The sequence below is a fragment of the Mucilaginibacter flavus genome (assembly GCF_030409315.1).
GTDB lineage: Bacteria > Bacteroidota > Bacteroidia > Sphingobacteriales > Sphingobacteriaceae > Mucilaginibacter > Mucilaginibacter flavus.
In genome coordinates this window covers 54,215-66,595 of sequence record NZ_JAUFPS010000097.1, presented here as the reverse complement: position 1 = coordinate 66,595, position 12,381 = coordinate 54,215, and the positions used below count along the sequence as shown (strand labels likewise).

Below are 12,381 nucleotides of genomic sequence, written 5' to 3'. Positions count from 1 at the left end.
GGTATTGCGTTTAATTAATTATTTGAAAGGGGAATTTTAATTTGAGGCAAGCTTTTGTTTGAAACGATCATCGGTAAGGGCTTTTAAAAATTCAACAATGTCATTGATCTCGCCATCATTTAAATTTAAAGGCTTATCCAGCGAAAGATCGCGGTTGATGCCATCTTTTACCACTGCCGAGGGGTTGTTATAATATTCAACCACGCTTTTTAAAGTTTTGAATTTGCCGTTATGCATATAGGGCGCTGTAACAGCTACATTGCGTAAGCTTGGAATTTTAAACTCCCCTTCTTCGGTTTTGTTATTGGTGATGGCAGAGCGACCGGGATCATTCAGATCCTTGCCATTGTACAGGCCAATACTTTTAAACCTATCGGCAGTAAAATCCTCGCCAGAGTGGCAGTTGTTGCAATTAGCCTTACCAATAAACAACAGGCGGCCGCGCGCCGCTGATGCCGATAAAGCATTATCATCGCCGTTAATGTAACGGTCATAAGGGCTGTTTGATGTTTCCAGCGTGCGCTCAAATGAGGCTATGGCCTTCAACAGATTATCTTTGGTGGGTGTTGATTTAAATATCTTTTGGAATGCATCAGCGTAGTATTTATTATCGTTTAATTTTTTTACGGCTTCCTCAATAGGTAAGCCCATTTCTGTTGCCGATGTAATTGGCCCCAATGCCTGCTCCTCTAATGAAGCTGCACGACCATCCCAAAACAGGTGTGGCCGACCGGAGAGATTGGTTAACCCCGGCGAATTTCTTGCGGTAAGGTTGCCTTTTATACCTTTGCTAAAGGTAGCGGTATCGGCAAAAGCAAACTCTGGCTTATGGCATGACGAGCAGCTAATGCTGTTATCACCGGATAATATAGGGTCGAAAAACAGTTTTTCGCCCAGTTGCTCTTTGGTTTGCACATCATCTTTTGTGCCTGCAAAACTCATCAAACCTATCAGCGTGCCAGTTGCCGCTATCACCAAAAGTATATTTCCTTTTTTCATACCATAATGCATTTAGCTTGCTGCATCAATTAAGGGACCTTCGCCGGGATAACAACGCATCCCGGCTACCGATCCACAACCCAACTAAGCGACGTTTTTAAATGCTTTTGACAAAACAATGGCCCTCCGCCTTATTGGCAGCCATGTTTATTATTTAATAATGTGTAATTTATTTTATGAAGAAACCGTGTTACTGCGCGGTTGCGTTAAGGTTTACGTTAATATCAAAATCATCATAAATCACTTTATCGCCCAGGTTTTCAAAAAAGTTTTTTGAGCGAAATTTGATATCATATTTAGTACGGTCAACCGTGATTTTTGCAGTAGCGGTTAGTTTTTTGCCAGCCACAGTTACGGTAGCCGGGAAACTTACATCGTTGGTGATGCCTTTTATAGTTAGTTTACCTTTAACATCATATTGGTTGCCGCTGGTTTTTGTGGCAGATGCCAGTACAAAATTTGCTTTAGGGAATTTTTCGGTATTGAAAAAAGTTTCACTTTTTAAAGTACTTACCAGTTTATCATTTGAAGCCTGGTCGGTAAGGTCGGCATCAGTAATGGTATTCAGGTCGATATCAAAACTACCACCCTTTAGCGCGTTATTTTCAATGGCAAAATTGCCATTGCTTACTTTAACCTCGCCGTTGTGATCGCCGGTTGCTTTTTTTGCAGCCCAGGTAAGTTTGCTGCTTTCGTTATCAACTTTAAAAGTGGCAACTTTATGTTTTTTGTTGACTTCAACTGTTTTAATAGTTTTGCCTTTTCCTGTGGTTAGCCTAACGTTTTTAATGGTCGATGGCGTAAATGCCGTTAACGATACAAATGCCGTTAACAAAACAGCGCCAGATAATTTAGTAATGGTGGTCATGATATTTTAAAGTTTAAATAACCCGGCAAAGGTTGCCCCCTGCCGGGAATAGTGTGTTTTTTTGTTTTAGTATTATTTACCTTTTAAGGTTTCGCTGGTGTTTTCTACGGCGTTTGCTTCATTTGTTGGAGCAGGCTCGGCTATCAGCTCATCAAGGAGTTTGTTAAACTTCTTTTCATAGTCCTGGTAATATTTGCCGGTTACTGTACCGGTGTAGCCGGTATAAATTTCCCTTACATCGCCTTTTCTATCAATAATAATAGTTGTTGGGAATGCCACAAACTTGTTTAAAGCAGGCAATTTTTGCGATACCAATTTTTTATCGGCCAGGCCGCCAAATACAATATCATATTGAATATTATACTTTTCCTTTAGCTTACCTAAGGTATACTGCGCGTATTTTAAGCTATCCTTTTGCTCAAAACCTATGGCAATAGCCTCTACCCCGCGGTTATGGTTTTTATTGAACCATGGCGAAAGAAACACGGTTTGATCTGTACAGTTAGGGCACCAGGTACCAACAATTTCAATAATGGTAACTTTACCTTTGTACTTGGCATCGCTTAAGGAGACAGGTTTTCCGGTTAGGTCTGGAAAGGTAAAGTCAAGCTTTTTGTAACCCTCTTTAAGGTAAGTTAATTTATAAGGATCGGGCAGTTCGGCTTTATCATCCTTAACGGCGTCAAACTTGGTATTGTCATAAATACCAGAGCCAATTTCGCCGCTCAGGGTGCCATCAGCATTAATTTTGCCCTTGTAAATTTTAGGGCTTGGGCCGGTAAAACCGCTCAACTCAAATTCATCGCCCTGTACGGTTCCTTCCAGTTCGCGGCTATCGCCGGTTACCTGCATAATTACACCGGTTAGTTTGTTGCCTGTTTGCTTCAACACCGCTATTTTATTAGGCACCTGGTCTTTTGAGTAAACTTTAAGTTCCCATTTACCGGTAAGATTAGCTGTTGGCGCTACATCTTTACCCGGTTCAACAAAGCGGTAGGTTTTACCATATTCGGCAGTGAAAGGCAATGAGTTGCCACGGAAACCCGGTACCAGGCTGCGGTATTCGCCACTCAGGGTACCATCTTCTTCTACTTTGGCAACCAGGGCCGCGTCGTAAGTATTCATTTTAATGAATACCGAATCCCTACCTATCTGTTTTACATGAAAGTTGTCCCGGCGGCTACCATTAATAAGCGTGAATACCGCATGTTCGGCATCCTTGCCCTTCAGTTCAAAATTAAAAGGAACCTTGGTTTCGGCCACGTTAAATACGCCGCGCCAAACACCTTCTTTAATAAATTTTACGGGCGGATTTTTGTCTGCAGCCAACGCCGCGGCACCGCTAAACAGCAAGCCTACAGACAGGCATTTGAATGATGTAATTAAATTGAGTGTTTTCATGTGTAAATTATTATTTATAGGAGCAGTTAATTTAGTTTCCCTGGCGAACGGCTGGTTCAACAACCGCGGCTGTTTCTGTTGCAGGCTCGGCAATTAGCTCATCCAGCAGTTTGTTGAATTTCTTTTCGTAATCTTCGTGGTATTTGCCGGTTATGGTGCCGGTGTAGCCTGTATAAATTTCCCTTACGTCGCCTTTTCTATCAATGATAATGGTAGTGGGGAAAGCAATGAACTTGTTAAGTGCAGGCAGTTTTTGCGATACCAGTTTTTTATCGGCCAGGCCGCCAAAAGCGATATCGTAATTGATGGCATATTTATCCCTTAACTTGCCTAAAGTATATTTGGCATATTCCAGGCTGTCTTTCTGCTCAAATCCAAGGGCGATAGCTTCTACACCACGGTTATGGTTTTTATTGAACCATGGTGAAAGAAATACCGTTTGATCTGTACAGTTAGGGCACCAGGTACCAATTATTTCTACAATAACCACTTTGCCTTTGTACTTGGCATCGCTTAAAGAAACCTGCTTGCCATCAATGCCCGGGAATGAGAAATCAAGTTTTTTATAGCCTTCCTTCAAAAAAGTAAGTTTATAAGGATCGGGTAATTCTACGTCAGCTTTTTTGGCGGCATCAAATTTCAGATTTTTATAAATCCCGAAACCTTCTTCGCCGCTGATGGAGCCATCGGCATTGATTTTACCTTTAATAATAAAAGGACTTGGGCCGGTAAAGCCGCTTAAAGCAAACTCATCACCTTGTACGGTGCCTTCCAGTTCGCGAGTATCGCCAACTACAGTCATTACTACGCCAGTAAGCTTGTTGCCTTTTTGTTTCAACAGCGCTATAGATGCCGGAACAGCTTCTTTGCTGTAAGTTTTTATTTCCCATTTACCGGTTAAATCGGCCTTGGGTGCCACATCTTTGCCGGGCTCTACAAAACGATAGGTTTTACCGTACTCGGCAGTAAAAGGTAAAGAGTTACCTCTAAAACCCGGCACCAGGCTGCGGTATTCGCCGCTTAGCGAACCATTATCCTCGATTTTGGCAACCAGTGCCGCATCGTAGGTATTCATTTTAATATATACCGAATCGGTGCCGATAGATTTGACATGGAAATTATCCCGGCGGGTACCATTAATGAGCGTAAAAACCGCGTGTTCGGCATCCCTGCCTTTAAGCTCAAAATTGAATGGTACCTTTGATTCGCTTACGGTAAACTCGCCCCGCCATTTACCTTCTTTAATAAACTTTGGCTTGGGATTAGCTGATAAAATTGTGATGCTGACAAGTAGTAACCCTGCTGATAACAAGCTTCCTTTGGTTAAGTAATTTGAAATTTTCATTGTAGTATTAGTTTAGTAATTGTGAATTGATGAGATGAAAAATTTTGGCATAGATTATCCGTTAAGGCTCAAAAAGCCCTTGAAAAACCAGCAAAAAAACTTAAGGACGGCTAACTGTTAAAACCAGAAAGCGTACTGGGCCATACAACAACATCGTTTGATGGTTGCAGGATGTACTTGTGGCACTTGATAGATTAATGCGTTCATGACTTTTAGTTAATTTATATTTCAGCAGCGTTATTGCTGCTGAAAAAAGTTTAGCACTTATTTCAGACTACTGAAAAGTTGCTATAAGATCATCGAGACTTCCTCTCCCTTATTCTTTATAAATCAACTAATTAATGGTGGGGTTAATTAGAATGCTGTAAAGATACAAATAAATATGATATATACAATAAAACCTATAGATTTAGTAGAATATTTATTTAAACGACTCCTTTTATTATTTTTTTTATCTTGTAAAACGATAAACATCCTGAACTGTACAGCACACGCCTGATTTACCACCATAGCAAAGCAACGCACTTAGTACAGCCAGGATGTTTATCGTTTTCTTGTTTACAAGAAAATTTGATACAACCCTAAAATGTAGCAGCGTTTTTTAGCAATGACAGTAACAACAGAAAAGGGAGCCACCATTCTGTTTGCGGGCTATAGTGAATAAATCTGATTTTGGTTTCATGGTATTCGTTAGTAATATATCGGGCCGGATTGGTGGCTATCGGCCGTTTATTTTTATGGTATCGGTTTGTATTTATTATTTCACGACGATGGTAAATTCAACATCCTCGGGCGGCAGGCATTGTTTATCATTACAGGCCATATAGTTAATTGTGCCGGTAACACTGCCCTGGCCTGCTTTAAGCTTTATTTTTTGTTGAAAAATTACCGAATGCTCAAAGTATTGCACATCCATGCCGAAAGCTTTTTCAAATTTACTTACCGCTTTAGGTTCAGTGGTGGTACCCGTTAAAGCATAAGCTTCATTTTTTGCAAATGTTACTGATGTTTTTACCGGACCGCCATCGGCCACGTGCTGCGAGTAAATGTGCCAGCCTTTATCAATGGTTGCCTTTACAAAAACTACCACTTGCTCATTATCAATTTTCTTTGACGCGTACGACCATTTTACCGGTGTAAGAATTTGCGAAAAGGCAAACGTTGATGTTATGATAGATAATGTAGTAAGTATAACTTTTTTCATTTAGCAACCAGGTTTAAATATGAGCGGAGGCTTTACATTATAAATGATAAACTTGCACCTCCTGCCTCTCATCAGCACAAATATTGATAACTGAGGTGTTGCAAATATAATTATATTATATTAATTCTATAGACTATATAGATTTATTTTTAATTTTATTTAATTTGATAATCAACAAACAGATTTTCAACACTTTCTGAATTATGTACTTTGCCATCTATAATGCTTTGGCCTGTTGTTCCGGGATTATTTCCATGCCCCAGCGGCCAGGAATCCTTGCTGTTGGTTACCCCAAAACCGGCGAAGGCGGCTGCCTTGAGCGCGAAATCGGTACAATTATTTTTCGACAGGTGATACTCCACCCCATCGTAACTTTTTGTAAGTGCCAGGATCTTTTCAAACCGCCGTTTTGAAATAAACTTGCCCATCACCTCATCCCACTGGTGGGCATTATCGTTTTTAAATGTACCGGAGCAGGAAGGATCGAGCGGCGTGGCCGAAAAAAGGTTATCCTTTTGCGGATAAAAACCAAAAGATATGGATACCGAGGTAGAATCGGTATTATATTTAATTAAGGTTATAAAAGTATGCCCTGTATTGGTTAACTTAAATACCTTGGGCTTACCCGCTACAGGCTGTTTTACGTGAAACAGCAACGCGTAAGCCGCAGCCTTTTTACCATCATTAAACGTATTGATTATCCGTTGATAGTTTATCGCTTTGCTCTTTTCCGTGCTCTTATTAGCAACCGGTAAGTTAGCATCATTCACAAACAGGGAATCGTCTTTGGCGTTAATGGCCAGGTAATTATTGCCGATACTAACACCTTGTCCGCTGGTATCTGCCGCCGTGTCATTTAGTGCCACCGGAATGGGCTGATTTTTTACAGGTAGTTCCCCTTCCCGGTATTGCATCGTTTTAAAAAAGCATTTCATAGCCAGCGGATATAAGCGTAACCGGGCAAAAACATTGGCCAGCTTATAGTAAACCTTAACCCTGGCCTGGTTGTAATTTATTTGCGCGTTATTTGCCGAAAGCTCCTTCAAATACCCCATCAGCTTTTTACGTTCCTGCCTATCGGTTAAATGATTTTCTGCAAAATCTATCGGCGCCTCATCGAGGGTGGCCCGATTGGCTACGTTTACTGACGCGTTATTCAGCGCTATGGTGGGATAAACATAATCTGCCTCAAAACTGCCTGTGGACGTAGTATCCGCATGTTTTGTTTTATACCTGAGCGCGGCAGATAGCTGCGCCTGCGCGGTAAAACCTTGTAAAAAGCAAGTTGTAACAATGAGCGCCTTTATTAAACGCGCTATGCGATGGGCAACCATGGGTATGATCTTTTAAATTGGTATATTATTAACGTAACCTTATTGTAAACAGTATGGGCAATTGTTTAGCAACAACAACAATAATTGTTGTAATGTTTAAGGTGTAAATAACCTGCGGAAAAGGATGAAATATTTTTCATACGCCACAAACGTAATAACTTTTTAAATAGTCTACAAATTTAGTAGACTATTTTATTAAACTTGCACTATCATACAATAATGTACCAGCCAACCATGAAAGAATATGCTTTAATAACAGGCGCCAGCAAGGGCATTGGCAAATCGATAGCTTTGCTGTTGGCAAAAAAAGGATACAACCTGCTGCTGGTAGCCCGTAGCGAAGCTGATTTGCAGGACCTGGGTAATTCAGTAAAAAAAGAGCATGGTGTGGAAGTAGCCTGGCTATCGGCCGATCTTTCTGAACCCGGCGCTGCCGATATTGTGTTTAACTGGGTTAATAATATTGATGTGCCGGTATCTATACTCATCAATAACGCCGGCTATGGAATGTGGGGCAATTTTGATGAGCTGGAAATAAAGCAGCAACTGAGCATGGTAAGGGTTAATATTGATGCACTCATCGAACTATCTTATCTTTTGCTGCCGCTTTTAAAGCAAAGCCAACAAGCCTTTATACTCAATGTTGCAAGTACGGCTGCCTACCAGGCTGTGCCTACCCTTGCGGTTTACTCGGCCTCCAAAGCTTTTGTGCTATCCTTTAGCAGGGCTTTACGTTTTGAGCTTAAAAATTCCCCGGTATCTGTAAGCTGTCTGTGCCCCGGACCCACCGATACCGGTTTCGCGCATCGGGCGGGTATGGACGCACTGGCAGAGCTGGCCGCTAAATTTAATATGAGCCCTGCGGATGTTGCCGCTATAGGTATTAAAGGTATGTTTAAGAAAAAGGCAGAGATTGTTCCGGGCTTTTTAAATAAAGTTTCGGCGGCGGCAGCAAGGCATAGTCCTAAGGCCTTAATTGAAAGTGTAACCGCCGGCTTATATAAACATTAAAATTATTTTCAATAAAATTTGTTTAGATAGTTTATTTCTCTACTTTTGAAATATCTACTAAAAAGATAGACTTAATATACATTGAAAAATCAACAACACATCCAATTTGCATGCTCCATGCGAATGCCCTTGTCACAAAGGGTCATGTGTAGCTGTTGTTGCTAAATTTCCCTTCACGAACGCTGTTCGTTTTTTAAATACTGTTTGGGTAGTATTCCATTTTCACACATTCATTTTCACCGTACTTAATTTTCAGTTTTATGGCAGGCTCATATCCAAAATTCACTTTAGGCTCAACAATTACACCCCACCAGCAAGCTTTTTTTACACAACATGGTTTTATACATTTCTCCGGCTTCATTAAACCAGAAACAGTTACAGATATCATCAAAGCCTCAGAACAGGTGCAGCAGCAATGGATTGATCAAAAAACCGAAAAAGTAAACGGCGTGCCTATTAAGTATGGTAAGGATTTGGACGGCTCCCCTATTGTACAGCGGTTCGCCTTCATCAACAAACACCATTCGCTGCTCCATGAGTTTTCACAGGACCCACGTTTTCAAACCTTACTTACCCTTATTGGCGATGGCGCGCGTTTGGGTACCGACGAAAAGGACGGCATGGTATTTAACCATTACGTAAACGGCCCCGAAAGCAGCTTTACCAAAATGGGCTGGCATACAGATGGCTTGCGCGATATTTTCCATGGATCGAGATTAAACCCGATGCTGAACGTTGGCATCCACCTCAGCACTTTAAAGCCCGAAAATGGCGGATTAAGAATTTTGCCTGGTACACACAATCAAAATCTTTACCAGATGCTTTTCCGCAAAAAGTATTTTTTGGATCATGATACCGATGAAAATGAGGTTGCCATAACTCCAACCGCCGGCGATTTAACCATACATGATGGTCGTTTATGGCACCGTGTTGCGCAATCAAACGTAATTGGCGAAGAAAGCCGCAGAAGAGTGATCTATATCCCGATTATAGCAGGTAAGTACGAACCCAAACACGCCGATAGCCCAACCGCTTTTTATCAACGTTTTGCAGGCATCGTTAAATAAAAACACCATGTTAATAGCTTTATTTATCGGTTACCTTGTACGCACGGGCAAAATAGCAGCTGTCAAAAATTTCTTTAGCAACAAATTGATGGCCAGGGTATATATCCGCAAATCCATAGGCTAAATCTTACGCGGTCTACTGCCCTATTTTAATCTTCCTTTTCATCAATAAGAGACAGCGTCATTAAGTTTTTTTTCACTTTTTTAAATAGTATATAAATTCTATAGAATTTATATACTATACTTGTGCGACTGATTCTCTTTTACATATGCTTATTCAAATTATTATTTAAGTACAAACAAACCACTAAAATGCCCGATCAAAAACCCAAACAAACCGCCCTTGGCGATGTAGCCGCCAGGCAGCTGGCGGTGGCTACCCGCACCGTTCCGCAATTATCAACCATTACCCCGCGTTGGCTTACGCATTTATTAAACTGGATTCCGGTTGAATCTGGGGTTTACCGGTTAAATAAAGTGATTGATGCCAACAATGTAGAAGTGGATTGCTCCAACCGCGACGAGCGTGAACTGCCATCTACCTTTGTTGATTATGAAGAAAACCCGAGGGAATACAACCTGAGCGCGGTAAACACCGTATTGGATGTGCATACCCGTGTATCTGACCTGTACAGCAAACCTTACAACCAAATTAGCGAGCAGTTGCGCCTTACCATCGAAATTGTTAAGGAAAGACAGGAAAGCGAACTAATTAACAATACCGAATACGGCTTACTAAGCAGCGTTGCCGCCTCACAAAAAATTAAAACCCGTTTAGGCCCTCCCACTCCGGATGATTTGGACGAACTGATTACTAAAGTTTGGAAAGAGCCGGGCTTTTTCCTGTTACACCCTTTAGCCATTGCTGCCTTTGGCCGCGAGTGTACCCGCAGGGGCGTGCCGCCACCAACCGTTTCTTTATTTGGTTCGCAGTTTATTACCTGGAGGGGTATCCCGTTGATCCCTTCGGATAAGTTGCCTATCGTAAACAACAAATCAAAGATCATTTTATTGCGTACCGGCGAAAGCCGCCAGGGTGTTGTAGGCCTGTTTCAGCCAGGTTTGCCGGGCGAACAGTCGCCAGGGTTATCTGTACGCTTTATGGGCATCAACAATAAAGCCATCGCCTCATACCTGGTATCATTGTATTGCTCGTTGGCCGTTTTGGTTGATGATGCTATCGCTGTTTTAGAAGATGTTGATTTAGGTAATTACCATGAGTACAAATATTAATCACGATAATTTGCCCAGCCCGCAGGAGCTTGAAGCATTGGCCAACCAATTATTCAAGGCCGGGCCGGGCGGCTTTTTAACTGAACTACAGGCCCGCAAACCCAATGGTGATTTTTTGAACGCGATAAACGCGCCAAATACCGGGCTTTTTAATCATGCCCACCAGGGAAGCCCACCGGTTGAAGGTATTCCCTCAAGTACTATAGGTGGCGGGGGCGTGTCGCCTTCGGCTATAAACCAGGGTAACGCGGTAAACCTGCAGGAGCCACAAACCAGCTTTGCCGATCCTAATTTGAGCAGCCAATCGCCCACGTTAAGTCCGGCAACAGGAGGCTATAGCCAGCCTGCCTTTGGGGGGCAGCTACCGTTTCAGCCAAACGGCGATTACGCGTCATATCTCAAAAAAACAGACCTTATTCCGGAGGTATCGCCTAAGCAAAACTTTGGCGTTGAGCAGCTATCACCGGCACCACAAAATTTGCTGCATTTGCCCTATCAGCAAGATCAGCATTTTGAGGCCGACCTGAAAAAAGTATTGGAGCAAATCAACACTTCAAAGCCAGGCGGAGTAACTCAATTTAACGGTGCGCCACCGGTTACCGCTATCCCTTTTTATTTTGTAAACGACAATTATGGATTACCGGCGGTAAACCCGGCTCAAAGTAAAACCGCAAAAGTTGGGTTAAGCGGCATCGTACCTCCTCCCTTTGATGTAAATATTGTAAGGCGTGACTTCCCTATTTTACAAGAGCAGGTAAATGGCAAACCATTGGTTTGGCTTGATAACGCGGCTACTACCCAGAAGCCAAAACAGGTTATTGACCGCATCAGCTATTTTTACGAACACGAAAACTCCAACATTCACCGCGCGGCGCATGAACTTGCTGCCCGTGCTACCGATGCCTACGAGGCGGCGCGTAAAAAAGTGCAGGCATTTTTAAACGCCGGCTCTGTTAACGAAATTATTTTTGTGCGTGGTGCCACAGAAGCCATTAACCTGGTAGCCAAAAGCTGGGGCGATCAAAACCTGCATGCCGGCGATGAAATTATTGTAAGCCAATTGGAACACCATGCCAATATTGTTCCGTGGCAGCAGTTGGCCGCTAAAAAAGGGCTGAAGATAAAAGTTATCCCGGTAGATGATGACGGACAGATCCTGATTGACGAATATGTAAAGCTTCTGGGGCCAAAAACCAAACTTGTTGCTTTCACGCAGGTATCTAACGCTTTAGGCACGGTTACACCAGCCGCTCAAATTGTACAACTGGCGCATTTGGCAGGTGCAAAGGTATTGGTTGATGGCGCGCAGTCTGTTTCACACATGCCGGTTGATGTAAGGGCTTTGGATGCCGATTGGTTTGTTTTTTCGGGCCATAAAGTATTCGGACCAACGGGCATAGGCGTTTTGTATGGTAAAGAAGATTTACTGAATGAAACGCAGCCCTGGCAGGGAGGCGGCAACATGATTAAGGATGTAACTTTTGAGCATACCCAATACCATGATGCACCCGGCCGCTTTGAAGCAGGTACAGGCAATATTGCCGATGCCGTAGGCCTTGGTGCCGCTATAGATTACGTAACCCGTTTAGGCATGCCGCTTATTGCGCACTATGAACATTACCTGTTGGTTTACGCTACCCAGCTTTTAAAAGAAGTTAAAGGCATACGCCTGATAGGTACCGCGCCCGATAAGGCAAGCGTACTATCATTTGTGTTAGATGGTTATAAAACCGAGGAGGTTGGCGCGGCGCTCAACAATCAAGGTATAGCGGTACGTTCGGGTCATCATTGTGCTCAGCCCATATTGCGCAGGTTTGGGGTAGAAGCTACTGTTAGGCCATCGTTGGCATTTTATAATACCTGTGCCGAAATTGATTTACTGGTAAATACGCTTCATAACCTTAAACGATAACGCGCCG

Annotated in this window: 10 protein-coding genes and 1 riboswitch; of the genes, 4 read left to right on the top strand and 6 right to left on the bottom strand. The window is 42.5% G+C overall.

What is annotated here, in order from left to right; all coding sequences use genetic code 11:
• Nucleotides 1-36: 36 nt before the first annotated feature.
• The 6 genes from QWZ17_RS28915 to QWZ17_RS28890 all read right to left on the bottom strand — a co-directional run bounded on the left by QWZ17_RS28915 (nt 37) and on the right by QWZ17_RS28890 (nt 7,151).
• Nucleotides 37-999 carry a cytochrome-c peroxidase gene (locus QWZ17_RS28915; RefSeq protein WP_290308845.1) on the bottom strand — a complete coding sequence of 321 codons (963 nt, stop codon included), beginning with the start codon at nt 997-999 and terminating at the stop codon, nt 37-39.
• 190 nt (nt 1,000-1,189) lie between these two features.
• Nucleotides 1,190-1,867, bottom strand: coding sequence for a YceI family protein (locus QWZ17_RS28910; RefSeq protein ID WP_290308844.1), 678 nt, complete (start codon nt 1,865-1,867; stop codon nt 1,190-1,192).
• Nucleotides 1,868-1,939: 72 nt separating this feature from the next.
• A complete protein-coding gene (locus QWZ17_RS28905) occupies nt 1,940-3,268 on the bottom strand; it encodes a peroxiredoxin family protein (protein ID WP_290308843.1) in 1,329 nt (442 codons plus the stop codon).
• Between the two features lie 31 nt (nt 3,269-3,299).
• A complete protein-coding gene (locus QWZ17_RS28900; protein WP_290308842.1) occupies nt 3,300-4,613 on the bottom strand; it encodes a peroxiredoxin family protein in 1,314 nt (437 codons plus the stop codon).
• 218 nt (nt 4,614-4,831) lie between these two features.
• Nucleotides 4,832-4,945, bottom strand: a riboswitch (SAM riboswitch).
• Between the two features lie 425 nt (nt 4,946-5,370).
• Nucleotides 5,371-5,817, bottom strand: coding sequence for a protein-disulfide reductase DsbD domain-containing protein (locus QWZ17_RS28895; RefSeq protein ID WP_290308841.1), 447 nt, complete (start codon nt 5,815-5,817; stop codon nt 5,371-5,373).
• 155 nt (nt 5,818-5,972) lie between these two features.
• Nucleotides 5,973-7,151: a hypothetical protein gene (locus QWZ17_RS28890; protein WP_290308840.1), complete on the bottom strand. Its 1,179-nt coding sequence runs from the start codon at nt 7,149-7,151 to the stop codon at nt 5,973-5,975.
• A 219-nt stretch (nt 7,152-7,370) separates the two neighbouring features.
• Between QWZ17_RS28890 and QWZ17_RS28885 the strand changes: the two genes are divergently transcribed.
• From QWZ17_RS28885 to QWZ17_RS28870, 4 genes are all read left to right on the top strand, one after another.
• Complete coding sequence (locus QWZ17_RS28885; RefSeq protein WP_290308839.1) at nt 7,371-8,162, top strand: SDR family NAD(P)-dependent oxidoreductase; 792 nt, start codon at nt 7,371-7,373, stop codon at nt 8,160-8,162.
• A 260-nt stretch (nt 8,163-8,422) separates the two neighbouring features.
• A complete protein-coding gene (locus QWZ17_RS28880; protein WP_290308838.1) occupies nt 8,423-9,229 on the top strand; it encodes a phytanoyl-CoA dioxygenase family protein in 807 nt (268 codons plus the stop codon).
• A 312-nt stretch (nt 9,230-9,541) separates the two neighbouring features.
• Entirely contained in the window at nt 9,542-10,462 is a 921-nt protein-coding gene (locus tag QWZ17_RS28875; protein ID WP_290308837.1) for a family 2A encapsulin nanocompartment shell protein, read from the top strand.
• Complete coding sequence (locus tag QWZ17_RS28870; RefSeq protein WP_290308836.1) at nt 10,446-12,374, top strand: family 2A encapsulin nanocompartment cargo protein cysteine desulfurase; 1,929 nt, start codon at nt 10,446-10,448, stop codon at nt 12,372-12,374. The genes QWZ17_RS28875 and QWZ17_RS28870 overlap by 17 nt, the downstream gene beginning before the upstream one ends.
• The last annotated feature ends 7 nt before the right edge of the window (nt 12,375-12,381 follow it).

Bases quoted from the DNA above. Each gene is read 5' to 3' on its own strand.
- QWZ17_RS28895 (WP_290308841.1), bottom strand. From the start codon at position 5,817: ATGAAAAAAGTTATACTTACTACATTATCTATCATAACATCAACGTTT.
- QWZ17_RS28900 (WP_290308842.1), bottom strand. From the start codon at position 4,613: ATGAAAATTTCAAATTACTTAACCAAAGGAAGCTTGTTATCAGCAGGG.
- QWZ17_RS28870 (WP_290308836.1), top strand. From the start codon at position 10,446: ATGAGTACAAATATTAATCACGATAATTTGCCCAGCCCGCAGGAGCTT.
- QWZ17_RS28880 (WP_290308838.1), top strand. From the start codon at position 8,423: ATGGCAGGCTCATATCCAAAATTCACTTTAGGCTCAACAATTACACCC.
- QWZ17_RS28910 (WP_290308844.1), bottom strand. From the start codon at position 1,867: ATGACCACCATTACTAAATTATCTGGCGCTGTTTTGTTAACGGCATTT.
- QWZ17_RS28905 (WP_290308843.1), bottom strand. From the start codon at position 3,268: ATGAAAACACTCAATTTAATTACATCATTCAAATGCCTGTCTGTAGGC.
- QWZ17_RS28915 (WP_290308845.1), bottom strand. From the start codon at position 999: ATGAAAAAAGGAAATATACTTTTGGTGATAGCGGCAACTGGCACGCTG.
- QWZ17_RS28875 (WP_290308837.1), top strand. From the start codon at position 9,542: ATGCCCGATCAAAAACCCAAACAAACCGCCCTTGGCGATGTAGCCGCC.
- QWZ17_RS28890 (WP_290308840.1), bottom strand. From the start codon at position 7,151: ATGGTTGCCCATCGCATAGCGCGTTTAATAAAGGCGCTCATTGTTACA.
- QWZ17_RS28885 (WP_290308839.1), top strand. From the start codon at position 7,371: ATGTACCAGCCAACCATGAAAGAATATGCTTTAATAACAGGCGCCAGC.